This window comes from Haloarcula sp. MBLA0163 (genome assembly GCF_055632435.1).
Genome location: NZ_JBVMVV010000003.1, coordinates 21,812 through 41,129, shown reverse-complemented (window position 1 = coordinate 41,129; position 19,318 = coordinate 21,812). Strand labels below are relative to the sequence as shown.

General features: G+C 57.9%; 19 protein-coding genes and 4 pseudogenes. 9 read left to right on the top strand and 14 right to left on the bottom strand.

The window, feature by feature from the left end:
- Positions 1–84: 84 nt before the first annotated feature.
- The 3 genes and pseudogenes from ACV7GQ_RS17995 to ACV7GQ_RS17985 form a co-directional block, all read left to right on the top strand.
- Positions 85–1,092 (top strand): hypothetical protein, encoded by a 1,008-nt coding sequence (locus tag ACV7GQ_RS17995; RefSeq protein WP_470313294.1) that lies wholly within the window; start codon positions 85–87, stop codon positions 1,090–1,092.
- A 177-nt stretch (positions 1,093–1,269) separates the two neighbouring features.
- Entirely contained in the window at positions 1,270–1,920 is a 651-nt protein-coding gene (locus tag ACV7GQ_RS17990) for a MaoC/PaaZ C-terminal domain-containing protein (protein ID WP_470313293.1), read from the top strand.
- Between the two features lie 563 nt (positions 1,921–2,483).
- Positions 2,484–3,010: pseudogene (locus tag ACV7GQ_RS17985) on the top strand (transposase); the annotation flags it as partial.
- A gap of 98 nt (positions 3,011–3,108) precedes the next feature.
- Here ACV7GQ_RS17985 and ACV7GQ_RS17980 read toward each other — a convergent pair.
- The 6 genes and pseudogenes from ACV7GQ_RS17980 to ACV7GQ_RS17955 form a co-directional block, all read right to left on the bottom strand.
- Positions 3,109–3,465 (bottom strand): DsrE family protein, encoded by a 357-nt coding sequence (locus ACV7GQ_RS17980; RefSeq protein WP_470313292.1) that lies wholly within the window; start codon positions 3,463–3,465, stop codon positions 3,109–3,111.
- A 173-nt stretch (positions 3,466–3,638) separates the two neighbouring features.
- The gene (locus tag ACV7GQ_RS17975) at positions 3,639–4,124 is read right to left on the bottom strand and encodes an SRPBCC family protein (protein WP_470313291.1); all 486 of its coding nucleotides are present in this window, start codon (positions 4,122–4,124) and stop codon (positions 3,639–3,641) included.
- A 155-nt stretch (positions 4,125–4,279) separates the two neighbouring features.
- A complete protein-coding gene (locus tag ACV7GQ_RS17970; protein WP_470313290.1) occupies positions 4,280–4,585 on the bottom strand; it encodes a putative quinol monooxygenase in 306 nt (101 codons plus the stop codon).
- A gap of 167 nt (positions 4,586–4,752) precedes the next feature.
- Positions 4,753–6,174 carry a dihydrolipoyl dehydrogenase gene (locus ACV7GQ_RS17965; RefSeq protein ID WP_470313289.1) on the bottom strand — a complete coding sequence of 474 codons (1,422 nt, stop codon included), beginning with the start codon at positions 6,172–6,174 and terminating at the stop codon, positions 4,753–4,755.
- Between the two features lie 141 nt (positions 6,175–6,315).
- Positions 6,316–6,809 (bottom strand): annotated as a pseudogene (locus ACV7GQ_RS17960) (peroxiredoxin family protein).
- 40 nt (positions 6,810–6,849) lie between these two features.
- Positions 6,850–7,620, bottom strand: a complete 771-nt coding sequence (locus ACV7GQ_RS17955) for a DUF547 domain-containing protein (protein WP_470313288.1) — start codon at positions 7,618–7,620, stop codon at positions 6,850–6,852.
- A 111-nt stretch (positions 7,621–7,731) separates the two neighbouring features.
- Here ACV7GQ_RS17955 and ACV7GQ_RS17950 point away from each other — a divergent pair, with 111 nt between their 5' ends.
- The gene (locus ACV7GQ_RS17950) at positions 7,732–9,225 is read left to right on the top strand and encodes a radical SAM protein (RefSeq protein ID WP_470313287.1); all 1,494 of its coding nucleotides are present in this window, start codon (positions 7,732–7,734) and stop codon (positions 9,223–9,225) included.
- Positions 9,225–9,929: a class I SAM-dependent methyltransferase gene (locus ACV7GQ_RS17945; RefSeq protein WP_470313286.1), complete on the top strand. Its 705-nt coding sequence runs from the start codon at positions 9,225–9,227 to the stop codon at positions 9,927–9,929. Before ACV7GQ_RS17950 ends, ACV7GQ_RS17945 begins: the two co-directional genes overlap by 1 nt.
- Before the next feature lie 58 nt (positions 9,930–9,987).
- Here ACV7GQ_RS17945 and ACV7GQ_RS17940 read toward each other — a convergent pair whose 3' ends face one another.
- Both ACV7GQ_RS17940 and ACV7GQ_RS17935 read right to left on the bottom strand, forming a co-directional pair.
- Positions 9,988–10,137, bottom strand: coding sequence for a DUF7837 family putative zinc-binding protein (locus ACV7GQ_RS17940; protein WP_470313285.1), 150 nt, complete (start codon positions 10,135–10,137; stop codon positions 9,988–9,990).
- A gap of 150 nt (positions 10,138–10,287) precedes the next feature.
- Complete coding sequence (locus ACV7GQ_RS17935; protein WP_470313284.1) at positions 10,288–11,283, bottom strand: DUF3179 domain-containing (seleno)protein; 996 nt, start codon at positions 11,281–11,283, stop codon at positions 10,288–10,290.
- A 122-nt stretch (positions 11,284–11,405) separates the two neighbouring features.
- Here ACV7GQ_RS17935 and ACV7GQ_RS17930 point away from each other — a divergent pair, with 122 nt between their 5' ends.
- Both ACV7GQ_RS17930 and ACV7GQ_RS17925 read left to right on the top strand, forming a co-directional pair.
- Positions 11,406–12,125, top strand: coding sequence for an NAD(P)H-hydrate epimerase (locus ACV7GQ_RS17930; RefSeq protein ID WP_470313283.1), 720 nt, complete (start codon positions 11,406–11,408; stop codon positions 12,123–12,125).
- 75 nt (positions 12,126–12,200) lie between these two features.
- Positions 12,201–12,716 carry a redoxin domain-containing protein gene (locus ACV7GQ_RS17925; RefSeq protein ID WP_470313282.1) on the top strand — a complete coding sequence of 172 codons (516 nt, stop codon included), beginning with the start codon at positions 12,201–12,203 and terminating at the stop codon, positions 12,714–12,716.
- 25 nt (positions 12,717–12,741) lie between these two features.
- Here the strand turns inward: ACV7GQ_RS17925 and ACV7GQ_RS17920 are convergent.
- A pseudogene (locus ACV7GQ_RS17920) lies at positions 12,742–12,972 on the bottom strand (NAD(P)/FAD-dependent oxidoreductase); the annotation flags it as partial.
- Between ACV7GQ_RS17920 and ACV7GQ_RS17915 the strand changes: the two are divergent.
- Positions 12,969–13,547, top strand: a pseudogene (locus ACV7GQ_RS17915) (hypothetical protein). The pseudogenes ACV7GQ_RS17920 and ACV7GQ_RS17915 sit on opposite strands and share 4 nt — an antisense overlap.
- Positions 13,548–13,553: 6 nt before the next feature.
- On the opposite strand, the gene ACV7GQ_RS17910 reads toward ACV7GQ_RS17915, so the two are convergent.
- From ACV7GQ_RS17910 to ACV7GQ_RS17895, 4 genes are all read right to left on the bottom strand, one after another.
- A complete protein-coding gene (locus tag ACV7GQ_RS17910) occupies positions 13,554–14,612 on the bottom strand; it encodes a hypothetical protein (protein WP_470313281.1) in 1,059 nt (352 codons plus the stop codon).
- Between the two features lie 488 nt (positions 14,613–15,100).
- A complete protein-coding gene (locus tag ACV7GQ_RS17905) occupies positions 15,101–15,703 on the bottom strand; it encodes a helix-turn-helix domain-containing protein (protein ID WP_470313280.1) in 603 nt (200 codons plus the stop codon).
- A 79-nt stretch (positions 15,704–15,782) separates the two neighbouring features.
- Positions 15,783–16,037 carry a hypothetical protein gene (locus ACV7GQ_RS17900; RefSeq protein WP_470313279.1) on the bottom strand — a complete coding sequence of 85 codons (255 nt, stop codon included), beginning with the start codon at positions 16,035–16,037 and terminating at the stop codon, positions 15,783–15,785.
- A 138-nt stretch (positions 16,038–16,175) separates the two neighbouring features.
- A complete protein-coding gene (locus tag ACV7GQ_RS17895) occupies positions 16,176–17,489 on the bottom strand; it encodes a putative ATP-dependent zinc protease (protein WP_470313278.1) in 1,314 nt (437 codons plus the stop codon).
- A 187-nt stretch (positions 17,490–17,676) separates the two neighbouring features.
- Here ACV7GQ_RS17895 and ACV7GQ_RS17890 point away from each other — a divergent pair, with 187 nt between their 5' ends.
- Positions 17,677–18,699 carry a succinylglutamate desuccinylase/aspartoacylase family protein gene (locus ACV7GQ_RS17890; RefSeq protein WP_470313277.1) on the top strand — a complete coding sequence of 341 codons (1,023 nt, stop codon included), beginning with the start codon at positions 17,677–17,679 and terminating at the stop codon, positions 18,697–18,699.
- A gap of 109 nt (positions 18,700–18,808) precedes the next feature.
- On the opposite strand, the gene ACV7GQ_RS17885 is transcribed toward ACV7GQ_RS17890, so the two are convergent.
- Positions 18,809–19,222 (bottom strand): CoA-binding protein, encoded by a 414-nt coding sequence (locus ACV7GQ_RS17885; protein WP_470313276.1) that lies wholly within the window; start codon positions 19,220–19,222, stop codon positions 18,809–18,811.
- Positions 19,223–19,318: the final 96 nt, after the last annotated feature.

Genomic DNA, 19,318 nt, shown 5'->3' with positions numbered 1-19,318 from the left:
ATATTCCAAATCGCACAGACCTCTCTCGAACAGAACGACAACTACAGTGCACTTCAGGCTGTCACTGCCCTCGAAGACGCTACTGTGGAAGTGCTCTCGGGCTACGCTGCTCTCCCAGCCGAACGACAAGCCACCACTGCAGACAGCGTCCACAAGCTCTTCGATTATTGGAATCAAACGGCAGATTCGGCTATTGACAGAGGTGTAGACGACATCCTCCATGCAATAAAAGACGCTGAACTGGCTATCGGAAAAAGAGCTATCGAGCTCGATCTCCACGCTGCTGGCACGGGTGCCGCGAACGCACTCTTTCACTTCTCTGCGGCTGCAATTGAGAACAACCGATACGAAGCGCGGTACAACGTGGCGCTTGGTACCATCGTTTCGTTAGCTGTTGAGGCCGAAGCATACGACGTGGCCCGCACAGCGGTGACGAATCTCGCCAACCTCTCTCGCTTCGTCAGTAGACGGAAAGAGGACCTCCTGGTCGCTGACAGTAGCGAGACCACACCATTAGAACAGTTTTTCGACGCATGGGCTAACTTCATCGAAGACCACGGGGGTAGAGTGACTCGCTCGAACTGGCAGGCGATGTATCTACATTTCGAACATGAGTACCGTGTGTTGCATAGCGAGTGTCTATTGAAAGAGCAAAACATCGTGGGTCACCGCACAGTCGCGGCGGGTCTTCGGGAGGTTGCTAATACCGTAGCTGAAGCGGATATCCAGTGGGCCGTCAGTCGGGTGACGAAATTACTAATCGAACTCAACGGAACGACTGACCATGAACCAGCAGCATGTGTTCGGGACATCGATCCTCTTATCGATGCCGGGGGTATGAGGGGTATCCGTGACGCTGTCGAGCGACTCCGAGACCTGTCTGAAAGTGGAACGCCCGATAGCGACGGAATGGAGGATGCAATTCTTGTTGACCCGATTGCATCGCGTGTCGCTGATGAGGACGACCATCGGTCGACGGACCACTCTCGCCCACTCCAGCCAATTGAGACGACAGACGAACTGGTTAGGCTTCTCGATGCGGTTGAAGACACGGTTTCGCAGGACACCGATGATTCGGCTAACGACATCTGACCGTCGTCTCGGCGTCGCTGTTGCTCAAACAGGCTTCAGACCACGACCTGGTACAGACGCTTGACGCCGGGGACAAACAGACCCAGAGAGGGCTGTAAGGTGACGGCACTGAACTCACCTCGTTACCAGTGTTTTACCGGGAGTTGATATGCAGCCACCTCATTGGTGTCAGTGAGTATGGCAATCGATCCAGCGTGCGGTGTCGAAGTGGATCCGACCAACCCCGGCGCGACTGCGACGTATCAAGGACGGACCTACGTTTTCTGTTCGGAAGGGTGCAAAGAACACTTCGAGTCGGATCCGGAACAGTACGTCGAAGCCGACGACCAAACAATCCAACTCAGCCAAATCGACGACGTACAGACCCAACGCATCCAGACAGCAGATGAGACAGAACAGTTCGAGCTGTCTGTCAGTGAACCAGGTAAATTGACTCCAGGGGACGAAGTGACGTACACTCGGAAAATCACAGAGGATCACGTTCAGCAGTTCGCAGAGATAACTGGCGATTCGAACGCCTTGCACCTGAGCGAGGCGTTCGCCGAACGAACCCGGTTCGGGGAGCGAATCGCTCATGGGGCACTCGTATCCGGCCTCATCAGTGCTGCTTTAGCCGCGCTTCCCGGAATGACTATCTTTCTCTCACAGGACCTTGAGTTCAAACGCCCAGTCGAGATCGGTGAGACTGTCGAGGCCTCTTGCAAAGTCGTCGAAGTCATCGAAGAAGATAAATTCTGTCTGACCGTGCGGGTACGCAAAGCATCCGGTGACGTTGCTATCTACGGCACGGCTAGTGTCCTGATAGACGAACTGCCAGAATTCGAGTAAGATACGTTAACCACCTTCTTTTGACCAGCACCCGAGTCGTCGCGAACAACGTCCCCCCACTCCCATCGACATATTGTGACGGATACGGCACATTTTGTACACATATCTTTTAAAAAAGAGAGAATATATTTGTTTCTCTATATTTAGCATCAAAACATCATTCAGAGCTATTATTTATAGCCATATATTCCCAAATGGTCTCGAATACAGATATCTCTTCCCAATGTGTGTACAATGAGGATAGATGCGAGAAAAGTGCAGAGTGGTCCGGATGGAATCGGACCGAAAGTCCCACGGTAAGTTTGTGACCCAACGGTAGCCGGTAGTTGCGACCTCGTTTCAGTAGTTCCCCGTCAAGACGATTGGTGGTGCGTCGTGAGGACCGTACGGCGCATCGTTGAGGTACTCACCAGCCGATTCGAAGTAGTCTGCCAGCGACGCGGCAGCTTCCTTTCGGAGCACTGTCGCCGGGTTCTCGCCCTGAAGGGCTCTGTTGAATCACTAGACAGCGTCGGGATAGTTCGCTAAATCGAAGGAATTGAAGCGGGAGACTCCAGTTGATCATGACTCAAATCTCCCGCTTCATTAGCGAAGTTGCCCCGGTTACTCAAGTTGTTACCGGTGATGGAGACGAATCCGCCGCCACCTTCCGGGGCGGCGGATTCGCCGATTACGAACTCGTTTCCCTCCACTGTCTGTGGATTTACCTTGATACGTCCTACCGAATGACGATTGGCCTGCTGAAGGATCTCCCATCTCCATCCACGTTGTGTAAGGCCTTCGACCGGATCAGTATAAGTATGTGCCGAGTGCTACTGGGCCAGTCGGCGCAGTTGCACGCTCCGTCCGAACACGCCGCCATCAACGCCACATTCTACAAACGCTCAGCAGCGAGCCGCCACTACTGCCAGCGGATAAGCTACCGCGTACAGAAACTAAAAGTCGCGAAACTCGTCGATACAGAGACTCAAGCGATCCTGGACGTACACTGCTCAACGACTCGGGAAGGAAGCGGCGCAGACCTCGCTGAGCAGATCGCCCGTCGGAACGCGGGCGCTCTCTCGCCGCTGATAAGGGCTATGACAAGCAGTAACTCCGAGAAGCACTAGATTAGGTTGGGGGAAGAAGTCGGTTCATTGGCTGATTATTCGGTTACGGATCCCGAGACGGAATCTGCTGTCTCGATCGTCAGAACGTGATGACTTCGTAGCCGTCGTCGACGAGCGAACGGATACTGGGGTGGCCGTCATGGTCGTCGAGTCGAACCACGCCGGAATCATTCACTGCATCATCGACACCGAACGCCCCGGAGCAGTAATCACACGCGGACGCGTTATCCTTGACAGCCTGATAGAGTTCGTGGGGGTCACTGTCCGGATCTTCGAGTTCGGGAATCCACTGGGTACCGGCACCATCGAAGATGAGTTCGACCTCGTCCCCATCAGTCTCGGCGAACTCCTTCGCCGTCTCGAGCCCGTTAACGATACGGCCCAGGTTCGCATGCCCTTCTGTTCCAGCCAGGATCACAACTGCTGCTTTTGCCATTGCATCAGTGAGTATAGCCGCGGAGAATATAGTCTGTCTGCGGCCGTGCAACGATGATACGCCTGCGAATGTGATTTATATACCTCCGTGCCGCTTGACGAGACCCACGGTATCGAAAATCCGTCTGGAGCAGTCGTCACAGGTTGTGATTTTTTCGATGATGGAGATACCGGTCACTCAGAAGGTACCCGGCCCCTCTCTGTAATGCCCTCTGGGTTAGCGAGGACGTACGCTTCGAGGCCATCAAGGACTTCCTCGAACGTTTTCTGGAAGCGGGACTCCATCATCAATTTCGCCATTATCGTTCCGAGGAAACCGTACTTTGGTTCGAACGTGGCGGTCATTGTGACAGCCGCCGCATCACCACGTTCCTCTACACTGATCTGGACTCGATTCCGCTTCAGCGGCATACTGCTGACATCGATGAACTTCTCCGTATAGTTCGATCCAAGATTGTATTCGACGATCTCCTCCTCGATACGACCACCATCCTCGAATACACACTCTCGAGTCGTGCCGACACCAGTCTCCGGACCGTTGATGATCTTCGATGTCGCAACGTGTGGGTTGTACTCTGAGACACGGCCGAACTCATCGAGTGCAGCCCACGCGTCTTCCGCGGGGACTGAAATCACCTTCTCAACACTGACAGTGTGCATGTCTCAGTAGAGCAATCTCCCCGATATCGCGCTATCTTGGTAGTGCAAAAAATAAACACAGGGACAGCAGGCAGAACCGCGATATCACCCACCTCATGTGGCAGATACTCTCTGAAGGAGTGGTGCTCTGAGAGATTCCTAGTGCGTGTCTCAGGTCAGAGTTCGACGTCTGTCGCCGACTCAACTTCGAAGCGGGTCACCTCTGGCTCTCCCGCAAGTAATTCCGGTAGCTCGGCCTCGAACCGTTCGAAGTGGTCGGACTCAGCGTGAGCTCCGAACGCTTCTTCGTCCTCGTACTGTTCGAAGAACCGGAAGAGATTCTCGTCGTCTACATCGATTGCGACTCGGTAGTCGATGATTCCTTCCTCCTCCCGCGAATTCTCGGCCAGTTCTCGGATTAATTCAGTCGCTCTCTCGTGATGTTCCGCAGCGATCGGAAACGTTGCGTGGACTACTAACATGCCAGCTGTATCGATGACGGACAGGTCATTATAGATTCACCAACTGTGTAACGAACCCCCACACCTGTGGAGGGTTTAGTATATCTCCTGCACAGGGCATCTCGCTAGGTTACTCGCGGGGTAGCCATATCCGTCCTTGCGAACGACCATAGAGGACCTCGGTGAACTCAGTGCGAGTGGCCGCCTCGGGAGAATTGCCCCGAGAACGCTCGCTGAATAACCTCCGAGAGCGCAGGATGGATGTGGATGGATTCGCGAATATCCGTGACCGTCCCCGTCCCGGCTTTCATCGCGACGATGACCTCCTGTATGAGATCGGAGGCTTCGGGTCCGATGATATGACAGCCGAGGATTTCGCCCTCTAAGTCGATGATGACCTTGACGAAGCCGTCGGCTTTCATTGCACTTCCACGTGCTGTCTGGTCGTACCGATAGGTCCGCGTCGCATATTCCGTGCCGGCTTCCTGAAGTTCAGATTCGTTTGCACCTACCCCTGCAACTTCTGGTGACGCGAACACAGCGAAGGGCATCGCAGTGTAGTCGACCGGTTGGAGGTCGTCGCCGAAGAGATTTCGAGCGACGGCCTGGGCTTCGTGGTTCGCGCTGTGCTTCAGAAGATACTCGCCGACGATATCTCCGAGTGCCCAGACTCCCTCAGCGGTCGTCCGGAGATATTCGTCGGTCTCGACGAAGCCTCGCTTGTCGGTTTCGACCCCTGCTGCGTCGAGATTGAGTAGATCGGTGTTCGGAGTGCGGCCAGCGGCCACGAGTAGCGCGTCCCCCGTTACGGTCACCGATTCGTCGCCGCGTATCCCGCCGTCGTCTCCGTACTCGTAAGGGTGAGCTTCGACGGTCACAGTACCATCGCTCTCCGAGGCAGCCGTCGCCGCATAGCCGGTGTGAACGGTGAATCGATCGGCGTACCGATCTGTGAACGCCTCGGCAACCTCCTCGTCGGCTTCCGGGAGGAGGTTCGGTCGTCGTCCGATAATCGTCACGTCGCTCCCGAACGTGCCGAAGAAGTGACCGAGTTCAGCGGCAATGTACCCGCCCCCGACGATCACGATGTGATCCGGTGGCGTTTCGAGCTGCAACGCTTCGGTGCTAGTGAGGTAGTCTACGTCGTTGATGCCGTCGATATCAGGGATTGACGGCCGCGTCCCGGCAGCAATCAGTACAGTCTCTGCTCGAATTCGGGCCCCCTCGTCCTCGCCACTGACGACGTCGACCGTTCGTTCGTCGACGAATCGGCCTTCACCCTCGTAGAGATCGTGTTGTGAGGAGGAACGGAGGCCTTTCCGGATAGAGTCAGCGTCGGCACTCACTTCCTCGTTGACCTCGTGAACCATCTCCGCGAAGTCCACATCAGTTATTTCTGCGTCAATATGGAACGCGCCGGCACTTTCGATTGTCTTGAATACGTCAGCGTGGTAGAGTAGCATCTTGGACGGGATGCACCCGCGGTTGAGACACGTCCCCCCGAGCGGTCCTTTCTCTACGACTGCAACTGACTGACCTCGGTTGGCTGCTGCGTTCGCAACGTCGAGTCCAGAGCCCGAACCGATGACCAGAAAATCGACTTCGTTCATGAGATCATCTTTATCCCAGACAATATAATAATCGGTCGCGGGCGTGTCTCGTCGTTCCCCACCCGTACCTGACCTCGCTGATTGCTGTTCTCGGCGTCCTGCAGTTCAGGGACTGAACGAGACTCTGATCCGTGTCGAGAGCTAGGCTTGTGAGAACTCGTCGATCTCGTCGAGAATTTCGTCGATTTCGGGCCTATCGAACGTCGACAACCCTCGGTGGACATAGACGACTTTTGGCTCCGTACGATGTCTATCGATGATAACCACTTCGGGCATCCGACCGAAGAAATCAGAAAACCGACCGAGTAGGCCGAACCGAACCGGCTGATCGTACGCATCTCCAGCTTCCGTGTTCGGATCCGCCAACAACGGGTATGGTAGATCGTACGTCCTTGCCACTGTTCGACGCGTTCGACCGGCTCCGGAACGATCGAGACGACTTCGGCATTGCGCTCTCAGAATTCGTCGATGCGATCTGCGAGTTGCTGGACTTGTTTCCGGCAGTTCGTACAATAATAGTCACACTGGAAAAAGAGGACGACGAACGAGACGTCTTCCGAAAGCTCAGAGAGGGTGAACGGATTAGGTCCGACAGCCACGTTCGGCAGCGAGAAATCTTGGACTTGCTCGGTCATGTGGTAAGGTGTTTTTCCGTCGTCAAAATGGTGGGGATGGCTATTCCACGAACTTGCCAGCCGCTCTCGTCCAATCCCACGAGTTGTGTCGTATCTTCGGCGTCGCGTCATCCGGAATCGCGTCGTACGAGCGCAACAATTCACGGATTCCTGAACCTCCACCGAAATCACCGCGGAACCACAGGAACACGCGCGGCACGAGAACGGTGCCGGCGTCGTCATCGTACTCTACTGTCGCGTCGAGGTAGCTACGGGTTGCCAGATCCAGTTGCTCGTCGACGCGATCCGGTTCGTACGTGCGGATCGCTGGACAGCTCTCGGCACCGCAGTTCAGTGCAAAGTGGACTCGTGGGTCACAATCGTCGAGCCGGTAGCGCCGCTCGAAGTTCGTGAAGTGTATTTTCGGTAGATATCCCAGTCCATACTTCGAGCGACCACCACGCAAAAGCCCGTTCTCGATGCGGTCCAGCGGCAGCGAGGTGCCGCCGATCGTCACTGCCGGTGCGTGAAAGAACCGAACGAATCGGAGCGGGCTCTCGTAGAGGTCGGGCCGCTCCTCGAGAAGGAGCTGGGTACCCGCGTTGTAGCAGTTGAGCCAGAACGCCAGTCCAGTTTCTCGGTCCTCACGGACCTGGCGGAGATCGGCGTCTGTGGCTTCGGTGAGCGCGGTCCTGTACCGTTCGGTCGAGTCTCCGCGCTTGCACGCGACGAGCAGGTCCTGTGCGAGAGTCGTCGGTATGCCGTCGACCTCCGGCGTCGACGACGTTGCCTGCTCTGTCGAACGTGCCATACGATCTCTCCGGCACCACATAAAAAAGGGTTTTGCGCTATTGCAGTTTCTTTGTCCAGCGGCGACAGTCGCCTTCGCTCGACTATTGCACACCCACGGTATGTTTATCAGAGAGTGCTCCACCTTTTAAATATGAAAAGTAGCGACACGCTCGCGACGACGACGAGTCTTTGTCCGGACTGTCTCGAAGAGGTTCCCGGCCGTTACGAAGAACGCGATGGAGGCGTCTTCCTCACGCGAGACTGCCCGCACCACGGCTCGGCCAGTCGGCAGGTCTGGGGGTCGCTGGACCACTGGGAGTGGGCTGCCGATTTCGGTCCGAACCCGGAGTACGACGGCGGCGGTTTAGCCGTCGATCCCGATCACGTCTGTCTGGCGGTCGTCGAGGTCACCGAGGGTTGTAACCTCTCGTGCTCCTACTGTTTCGCTAGTTCCGGTCCCGGCGGCGGACATCGCTCGATCGAGGAAATCGGGGCGTTGCTGGATACCGTTGCTGACGCCGGCGGTCGACCGATACAGTTCTCCGGCGGTGAACCCACGATTAGAGACGACCTGCCTGACCTCGTCGAGCGTGCTCGGAGCAAGGGAATCGATCACGTCGAGGTGAACACGAACGGAATCCGATTGGCAACGGAAGACGGCTACGCGGAGGTGCTCGCCGACGCAGGCGTCACCGCGCTATATCTGCAGTTCGATGGTCTGACGAGCGAGACCTACGAACAGATTCGCGAGGTTGACCTCGTCGAGGAGAAGCACGCGGCGATCGAGGCCTGTCGGGCCGCGGACCTGCCGGTAGTCTTGGTTCCGACAGTCGTGCCCGGGGTCAACAATCACGAGATGGGTGATATCGTTCGATTCGCGCTTGAGAACAGGGACGTAGTCCGCTCGGTCAACTTCCAGCCGGTGGCGCACTTCGGTCGCTACGAAACGAACGATGGCCGGTTTGCTCTCGACGACGCCACGCGACTGCTGGCCGAGCAAATCGAGACGCTCGACCCCCGAGATATGCTGCCGGCGCCATGTTGTTCGGCGTACTGTCAGATCGGGACTGCCTTCATTCCACGCGACACGGACCCGACCGACACGGGTGATTCCGGAATCGACCGCTCGGACGAGTGTGGCTGTGGCGACGAGTGCGTGGACGCTGACTCGTTCGTCCCGCTCACACAGTACATAGATGATCGGCTCTGGGACACTCTCTCCGGAATGGTTGACGAGGGTGACTATATGGAATTGCTGGCTGGCACCGCCGCTGGGGAGGGGTGGGCCTGTAAGACTGCCGGCTGCTGTGGCATCGACGTTCCTGGTGGCGTCGAGGGACTGTTCGACGAGGTCGTCCCGGTGTCGTTCACGGGGTTCATGGACGCCGACGCGGCCGACGTGAACCGACTGAGCAACTGCTGTATTTCGGTTCCGACGACGGACGGCGAGTTGGTCCCGTTTTGTGGGTACAATATGACGACCGAGGACGGCGAGTACGCTCTCCGGAACGGCAACGACTGGGGTGGTCGGAGTACGGTCGAGGACCCGCGCCCCTCGAGTGACTCCACTGTCGGCTATCAGGGCGACGGGACAGCCACCGATGGAGGATGTACTCCGGACGAGTGCGGAGACGGGTGCGACTGATGAATGGACTGCTCGGCGCTGCCCTCGCGAACCCGTGGGGGACTCTCGACACAGTACTCGACGGGCCGCTCCACCCGGGCGGGACTGAAGCGACAGCTCAGCTGCTCGACCGAGCTGATGTCGGCTCCGGAACACGGTTGCTGGACGTTGGCTGTGGTGCCGGAGACGCGCTGACGGTAGCCCGCCAGCGTGGTGCCGACGCCCTCGGTGTGGATCCTGACCCGTCACCGAACACTGATCGAGTGGTCCGGGGTGATGCGACCGCGCTGCCCGTACAGAACGGGACTGTAGACGTCCTGCTCGCGGAATGTGTTCTTTGTCTCACAGACCTCCCCGTCGCGCTCGGGGAAGCCCACCGCGTTCTGGATCGCGGTGGTCGGCTCGCACTCTCGGATGTGATTGTTGACGGTGATGGGCCTGTGGTTCCAGATAAAATTGCTGAGGCGCTCTGTCTTAACGGCGCACGAAATCGTGATCGACTGATGATGCAGGTGACGGACGCGGGATTCGACGTGGAGACGGTGTACGACCACCACGATGATCTCCTTGCGATGCGTGACCGAGTGGTCGACCGCGTCGACTACGAAGGGATACTCGGTCTGCTGGGCGAGCGCGGCCACCGTGTCTTGGACGCGATCGAGGCACTCGAAACTACAGTCGAAGCCGGACGCGTGAGCTACGTCTCTCTCGTCGCTAGCGCGTAACACGGTCCCGTGAACGTTATAATTTGGTAGTCGGATTCAATTGATCCGGTAAGGCCACTTACTCGGGGTCGATGATCTCTCCACAGGCAGGGCACTCGGCAAAGACACCGATAGTACTGTCCGACCGTTCGTACGTGATCAGCTCATCTATCGGCCGGATATCGTGACCGCAGTGTGGGCACACGCCGAGACGTGAATCGTCACTCATCATCAAAGGGGCGGGAGCGTGTGACAGGACGCCCCATTCAGTAGTCAGTTGAAAAAACACATAAGTATTGGCCGGATCTGCAATCTCGTTCCACAACGCCAATGGGAATGGTCGATGTTTGTACTCGGTAGTCCTTCTGTCGGCTGCTTCTCACGAGAGTCCGTAGAAGCTCTTCGGGCCGTGGTCATCCTCCCAGGCGAAAGCGTAGAGCCGTCGACTCGGTACTCGTGGGAGCGTACGACCGTCGACACTTCGGCCTGTCGTGATGTCCCACTTGGTCCCGTCGCCGTACAGAATCCCCTCCCGCAATTCGAACTCGTAGCCGGGATCTTCGAACGCGTGAATATCATTCCCCGAACTGACGACGAGCACATCGAGATCACCGACGATATCCGAGACGACACCACCTGCGTTCTGGACCTGCTTGACTGGATACCCGACGGCATCCCCCTCATGTGTGATACCTAATACCACTGCCTTGGCGTCGATGTCCTCCCGGTCCCACGACCGTTCCCTCCCTTCACCACGCATTTCTCTGAGACCGAACCCTTCAGCTGCGTCGTATCGCTCGTACGGAGTCATCTTGTACACCGTTCGCGGTGACTCTCCTCGCGGATCTCCGTCACCGCCGTGAACCGGCTGGAGGACGATTCCGTCGGGATAGTCCGAGCGAAATTGCTCCCACGATGTGACAGACGCGGGCACAACGGAAAGTTCGTGCCCGTCGAGCGGCCCATTGATCGCCTTTCCAAGCGGCTGTTTCCACTCCGATTCGGTTTCGCGGTCGTACATTACCAGCGCGTCGTCAGCAATTTTTCCAGAGGTTCCAAACGTCAACACACGACCGTCGACCCGTCGATCATAAATGACCGCACTGGCACAGATCGGACACCACGTGACCGCGACCGGGCGCGACTCGTCGGTAGAGTCACCGGGTGAGCGCCTCCCTGATTCTATACGGTCGATATCTCCGAGCACGTCGTTGACGATCTCGTGATAGCTGAGAATCCGTACCGGATACGCCCGCGCAGGCGTGGTTTCGACGACGATTATATCGTCGTCATCGTCTCCGATGTATTCCGTGCCGAAGGTAGGATCGTCGATACTTGGAATCGCGTCCCGGGGGAGGACGTCCTGAATATGCATACACGAAGGACGGTAGGCCAATCAATAACAACTGTGAACAGCCGCATCGGAGGCAGGACGCGTTTCGACCGCTTCGGACGCCACTGGCGAGATATTTGTCCGTGCTCCGCCATGGGTGAGACATGTCTCGAAACTCGTTTCGCACGTCGACTGGGCGGTCCGTCACGGCAGTGACTGCCGACGAGATGCGAGATGTCGACCGTGTCGCCGTCGAGGATGTCGGATTACAGTTACTCCAGATGATGGAGAATGCGGGTCGTATACTTGCCTGGCACGTACGTGACGTTCGAGAGAGCGACGTGGTGGTTGTCGCTGGGAACGGTGGGAACGGCGGTGGTGGGCTCACCTGTGCACGACACCTCGCTAATCGAGATGTTCCCGTTCGGGTGGTCCTAGACAGACCACCAGAGGAACTGAGTGGCGCGGCGGCTCACCAGAGTCATATTCTGGACGAAATGAACGTCCCGGTAACCTCTGGTGTCGAATCACTCGCCGACGCCGACAGACGGACGATCATCGTCGACGCGCTGATCGGTTACGGGCTTAGTGGTGATCTCCGGCCACCGGCGGATAAGTACATCGGCAGGATGAGTGACCTTTCTGGACCGACAGTCTCACTTGACGTCCCCTCCGGCATCGACGCCACGACCGGCGAGGCACTAGGCGAGGTGGTAGCGCCGGATCGTACGATCACCCTCGCCCTCCCGAAAACGGGGCTCGATGCTCATACAGGCAAGCTGTATCTTGCGGATATCAGTATTCCCCGAACCGTGTATGACCGACTTGATATCGAATATGAACCGCCATTCGGAGATGACGACTGGGTCCGACTCGAGCTATAGTTCGTCGTTCGCTTCTGTGTGATTCCGTTGCACTCCCCCCACTGCTTGAAGTCTGTAGTTGTGCTACATATTAGCATGATTCGCATCGGACAGGAGGCACCGGATTTCATGCTCCCCGGAGCAGCCGCTGGGACGATTGAAACGCACGGACTTTCCGAATACACGGATCGTGGCTGGGCGGTCGTTCTCGTCTTCTACCCCTTCGATTTTCACCCAGCGTGTACCGATCAGTGGTGTTCCTTACGCGACGCCAATTGGCTCACGCTCTTGGATGATGTCGTTGTCCTCGGTGTGGGGTCAGACGCTGCCTACGCCCATCGTGAGTATGCAGACAAGCACAACATCCAATTCCCGCTTCTATCGGATACTGATGGACAGGTGAGCCAGGCATACGGGGTACTAACGGAGGAATTCGAGAACCATCGCGACGTCCCCCGCCGCGCTACGTTCGTCGTCGATGCAGATCGCGTGGTCCAGTTCGCGTGGTCGGCTCGCAGTCCTGACGAACAACCCGATCTCGACGCGTTGCGGAGGGCGACGAACTGCCGGGACGACGAGTGTGCAATCGACGAGTCCGAAGAGTCAGTATAACCGCTCTGTATCCGCTGGAACGCCTTCACTCTCCGTAGGTGTGGAAGTCAACAGCTTGCTCGAGCAGTTCGTCGGGGATCCCCGGGACTTCTTCGGAACGCACCGGTCCCTGCTCTTCGAGGAACTCGGGATCCCGTGGGAAGTCTCGGAGCTGGAAGTGGACGTCGATTCCGGCCTTTGCGCCCTGACCGAGTGCGACTGGAATCTGATGGTAGCCCGGCGTACAATCGCCGACGACGTAGACGTCGTCTTCTGAGCCGGTGGAGCGTGATTACGCTCGCCACACTGGCTGGCTGTGCAGACAGCGGGCAAGAGTCACGTCCCGGGGAAGATGATCAAGACAGGACCGACGAGGTAACGACGGGGACGCGCGATACCTCGGACACGTCTACAAGCAACAACTTAGGAACCGACAGTACTTCTGATGCAACGACCACCGGTAGCGCCGGAACTGACGACCTTGACTTACGAGAGGCTAATGTCGTTGACGTCTCTTTTGAGGAGCAGAACGGGATGTACACGTTCGACGTGACTCTGCATCACGATGACGACGGTGAGGAAGGATACGCAAACTGATGGCAGGTCGAACGACTAGACGGGACGCGTCTTGGTCGGCGCGAACTTCTGCACGCGCACTCTCAGCAGCCATTTACGCGGTCCGAGACGATCGAAATTCCTGAGGATGTAACCTGTGTCGTTGTCCGTGGACATGACCAAACACACGAGTACGGGGGGCTGGCGATAGTGGTCAATCTTGAGTCGGGAGAAACGCAGCTGAGAGACCAAGGATCCGAGAGGCAATCGTTCGACGCTAGTGATTGTCCCGGATAGCGTTGATTAGGCTGACCAGACGAATACGTCCTCGGCAGTGGCGGCGCCTACTGCGACACCACCGTCATCAAGTCCCACGCCAGTGAGATTGCTCATCAGCTTGGCACCTAACTCCCATTCCCACTGGATCCGCGCGTCGGTAGACGTGCGGGAAACGGCCACGAGTCGGTGACGGTCGGTCGTCGGGACGAGGAGTTCCACAGTACCGTCGTTATCGAGATCGGTTGCGACGCCCCCGTCGAGGTTGCGGGACCCGTATGTGTGGGACGAAACCCCATCGACGGTGGCTCGAACGCTCAGATCACCGTCTTCGAGCCGATAATACTCCAGCGTGTGGGTGACGTACGGTTTTAGAACGGCGGCGAGTGCCGTGGCACCATCGGGACCGAACGGTGCGACTGCGAGCTGGTGACGCCAGCCGGGGCCGTATACGGGGCCGGTCGCGATGCGCTCACCAGCCGGCGAGTAAATAGCGATGCGTGCCCCGTTCTCGGAGTCTGCAATCGTGGTGACGATCTCCGGTTCGCCATCGCCGTCGAGATCTGCGACGAGTGGTTGCAACCCCTCGAAGACAAGGGGAGCATCGAGCACCGTTCGAGCGACCTCCTCCGGACCCATCGGGTCGACCACAACGAGAGACGATGGTTCCAGTGTGTCACCGAGCGCGCCGTGCCCGTAGCGGTCCGTCATGTCACCGTAGACGACGTACGTCCCGTCTCCGATTGCTGCCGGTCGAACATCGGGCGGTGCGTCGATGGGGATACGAGAGCGGTCGTCGCCATCTACGACGAGGTCACCGTTCGCTGCCACGAACAGCCGGCGAGACATCCCCTCCCCAGACGTCACCATCTGGCCCGCGTTCTGACTCATGATCGACGGATGGTCGAGAAGCTCCGGCTCGGTGTCGCCGTCTGCTACTACCGGCGGGCGTCCGGGAACCTGTTGCTGCAGGCGCGTCTCATCAGATATCGCCCCGTCGTAGACCTGTAATCGGGTAGCGGTACCCTCCGCCGTGACGACGGTCCAGTAACTCCCCCGCGGTGCCGGATGGGCGACCAGCCACACTGGCCGACCGTCGACAGCGAACCGAACGGGTTCGGTGTTCCGGAGATCCGCGGCCCCAGAGATGAACCGATTGCCAGTCGGCTGGGGATGGGTGTGCCAGTATGGGCCAGAGGGGATGTCGGTAGCTGGCGCCGGGTTCGACTTGACCGTTGGAGTCGGATCGGACCCACGACCTCCACAGCCCGCGAGCCACAGCATGGCACCAGTACTGGCTGTCAGCACCGTCCGACGTCGGGTCATTGGTCGTAAATGTTCAACACGAGAGTAAACGTATCCATTCCGCGGTGAGGTTCAAGCGATGGGAGCCCGATGCGTGACCGCTCATCAAGCGTGTCGAGGATCGGGGCGTGTCTCGGATTCGGAACTCAACGTGACTACCGGGCCGCTGGTTATATCGGTCAACATGTGACCCCTGCAGAGGCTGTAGCGAATTCATCGCTGCTCTCCATGCTTCGGTGTAGACGTTCCGGGATGTCCCCTTCGAACAATTAGTCACCCGGGAATGACTCCCAGAAGATGTCTGGCAGCTCTTGATCGGGATTCTCTTCGAGGTAGTCCCGTTTCGTCAGGTTCGCGTCTTCGATGAGGGAGGCTGCCTCCCCAGCCCAGACGTAGAACCCGATGAGCGTCTCACGGCGCATTCGTTCGAGGTCGACCGAGTGATACACTTTGACGACACCGCCACCCTCTCGATTGAGTTCAGACCGTCTGAGCAATCCCAGTTCGACAAGTTTGTTGAGATACCGCGTGACCGTACTTCGGTCGTACCCGAGCTGCTCAGCGACTTCGTTCGCCGAGAGGGGACCCTCACCGATAACGCACAGACAGATATCCAGTCCGGCCTTCGGAAGACCGAACGCCTGGAGGAGAACCTGTCTCACATCCGGGGGTTTCACACTCATATCCACCTCTGTAACCCGCTCCATAGGTTCGTCGTGACAGGACATCGGTGGATCGTCGCTTCCAACCACGAGAACGACGTTGTCACAATCAGAGACGGTGCATTCGTAGATATCGTACCGACCTGAATTCGGGTCGTACTGGACCTCGGTACTCTCGTCGTCGGACTGGGTTGTACTTCGATCAGACATCGATAACGTGTACCTCCATTTATATCGACTGTTATGTGGGGAGCCGATAAATACTGGCCTCTCAATCTGCTCGAATCTCCTAATTCGAATCGACGATCACCATCTCATCGGTATCAAGAGCCAGTAGCTCTTCGCCGGTGATCGTTATCCTGACTTGATCGTCCGGGTACGTTCGGACTAGTTCGCACGCTGCGAGTCCATTCAGATGGGATTCGATCGTCCCTTCGTTGGTATCGAGCGCTGCTGCGATCGCCGCCGTTGTCGTCTTCTCTCGCTGGTCTGCGTCGCTTGCTGTGGCGAGTTGTTCCAGGACGGCTCGTCTCGTCACGGACATGGTTGAAGGGGGTCTGTGTGTCTCTCACGGGTCAACACGCCCGGCTGTACCGGAAGTGGCGGGTTGGGAACGAGAGTTCGCTCAGGAGGAGGTTCATCGCTTCGATTTTTATCGACGGGTCGGCTGCTCTGCATGTGACTACTCCTCGACTGTCTGGCTGATATCGAGTGTGTATGCTTCGAGTACGTCACGTCCGAGAAGAACTGGATACGTCATCTCGGACCGGTCGGTGATGCTGGCTGTGACCGTCCGCCAGCGGCCGTTCAAGCAGAGGTCAACGTCAACGAGAGGTCGCGTTTCGGTGTCACTTCCTGTTCCCGACCGCACGTCAGTCGTACCGACAAGAGGGCCGGCACCGATCCGACCAGCGAATTTGGTGTCGATGCTCGTTCGCTTTGCCCCCGTGTCCGACTTCGCTACCGCTTGTTCCGCGCCATCACGACCGTTGACCCGTATCCGCGAGGTGTAGCCGAGGACCCCGTCGTCGCCCTGTTCCTGAACGAGCGGCGGTTTGCAATCGGGGACGGAGTCGTCCAATGTCGATTCCAGGTCGACGACTTGTGATGTGTCGACACTGCCGCCCGCCCGTTCGATAGCAAGACGTGCGATATGTGGGGCTGCCGAGATATCCGTCGCCGAAAACAGGCCTTTGAATCCGGCAGTAGCGTTAACCTCGAGGATGTACCACTTGCCGTTGATCGGTATCAGATCGACCCCGGCAAGATCCAATCCGAGGACAGCCGCTGCCTCCTTTGCGAGTCGTCGAGGCTCCTGGCCGAGTTCGTCAGTTACGCCCTCCACTTCACCACCGAGCGCGACGTTCGTCCGCCAGTCGCCGTCCGGTGCATGGCGTCGCATCGCCCCGACGATCTCTCCACCGACAACGTAGACACGCACGTCAGAGGGACGGTCATCGGAGTCTTCCAGGAACTCCTGAACGAACGCGTGTTCGTCGTTGATCATCGGACCGACGGGATCGTTCGGCGAGACGACCGACATATCCTGCCCGTTCGTTCCAATGGTGTGCTTGTGGGCGGCGGCGTCCGGCAGGTACTCCGGCCACTCCTCGAAGGTCCGCGGGGAGCGGCCGAAGAAGGCGTCCGGCACCGGCAAGTCGGCCGCGGCGAGCTTCGCGCCAGCGCGATACTTGTGGAGCGTGTTCGCGACGGCCTGCGGTGCGTTCACGACGGGCGTCGTTTCCTCGTAGAGCGCAGCGAGCTGGAGATCTTCGAGCTGGTGTTCACTCTTGGTCAGGAGCATCCGGTTTACGAGGACATCGACCTGTGGCGAGAGTTGGACGGCACCGTCCTCGATCCACGAGGTGACGTTCTCGTCGCGGATCCACACGGGTTCGTGCCCCAACACCCGAACCGCGTTCAGGATCGCTTTCGTCTCCTTGCTGTTGTGGGTGCTCAAAACGCCCACTCGCTGTGTCCCAGCATCGGTCTGCACACTATCGATGCTCGCAGACCGTGACGAGTCCGTCGCACCCTCCGGTTCGGGGGAATTGGAAGAGGCAGTCATTAGCGTTGCTCTGGTCTATATTGGAGACACCCGTCATTACGGGTTCTGCGAACGTGTAACACAGTTACAACCCCTCTCTCGATTTAACCCATTAGGACCCACCATGTAGGGACTGATGAGCGAACAACAGGCGGAAGCATTCAAATTCGATGGCGGCCGTGTGGACCCCGGCGAAACGGAGGAATTCCGGTATCCAGTGAGCGAGACCTATCTGGGTGATCCGGTTCGGATTCCAGTGACGATTATCAATGGCCCCCGGCCCGGGCCAACCGCATTCCTCTCGGCTGCGATCCACGGTGACGAGCTCAACGGGATCGAAGTCGTCCGAGAAGTCGCCCAGGAGTGGGACCATTCAGATGTCTGTGGGACGCTTGTCTGTCTCCCTGTTTTGAACGTTCAGGGGTTCGTCGCACAGGAACGGTATCTCCCGATCTATGAAAGAGACCTGAATCGAGCCTTCCCAGGGAAACAGGACAGCACGAGTTCGAATCGGATCGCCTACCAGATCTATCATAATTTCATCGAACCCTGCGATTTCGGCCTTGATTTTCACACCTCGACGCGGGGGCGGACGAATATGTTTCACGTCCGTGCCGACATGGACGATGAGGGGGCTGCGCGGCTCGCTCGTGCCTTCGGAACGAATCTCATTATGGCCGGTGAAGGCTCTTCGGGGATGCTGCGTCGTGAGGCGACTGACGGCGGTATCCCGACGATCACGCTCGAGATGGGGGAGGCACATCGGTTCGAACGGGAGCTGATCGATCACGCCCTTGATGGCGTCCGAAGCGTGTTCGCTGAGTATGGGATATATCAACAGGAAACGGTCCAGTGGCCGGGATGGCGGACTGTGATCGAGGGGTGGAGTGAAAAGACGTGGCTCCGGGCTGACGCGGGCGGGATCGTCGAAATGAACTACAAACGGGGGGAGTTAGTCCACGAAAGGGAGACCATCTGCCGTATCACGAATCCGTTCAAATCGGATGAAACGACCGTTGAGGCCCCATTTACGGGATTGCTTGTCGGGGTACTCGAAAACCCGGTCGTGTATCCCGGGAACCCACTCTGTCACTTCATCAAGCTCGAAGAAATGCAAGAACGAATCATCGAGAATCAACGTGGGGTACCTCACAAATAACTCGACTCAACCTGTCCCTCTGTGAGCGAAGCTGAGGATACTTCACGAAGTCGCTCGGTATGGACGGTCGTCGGAGTACCGGATGTGGAGAACCCCGTCTTTCGAGGATTTACGATGATGCGACCAGCCGTTGATGTTCTGGTTTCATACATCGGTTCTGGACGACGCGCAGGCCGGCTGCTTCTGCCCGGGAAACGGCATCGTCGTCGTGAATGCCAAGCTGGAGCCAGATCACCTTGACGTCGTCGCGGGCGAGAGCCTCGTCGACGATGCCAGACACTTCGGGGCTCGGTCGAAACACGTCCACGATATCGATTTCCTCCTCGACGTCGGAGAGCGAATCGTAGGCGGGTCGTGCCAGAACCTCATCCACAGTGGGATTGACCGGAATGACCTCGTAGCCCTGTGCTTGGAGATATTTTGGAATTTCGTGGGCGTCCTTCCCGGGCGTTGACGAGCACCCGACGACGACTGTACTATAATCCAGTATTCTCCGGACGTCTGCATCGGTCTCGACGGGCATATGATCCATACGGTGTCGCCTCCGAAAAGGTCATCGTCGGTCTAGAGATGGAGCTGAGTTCCCCAGAGAAGTATCACATCTGTTATCGGGTCTTCC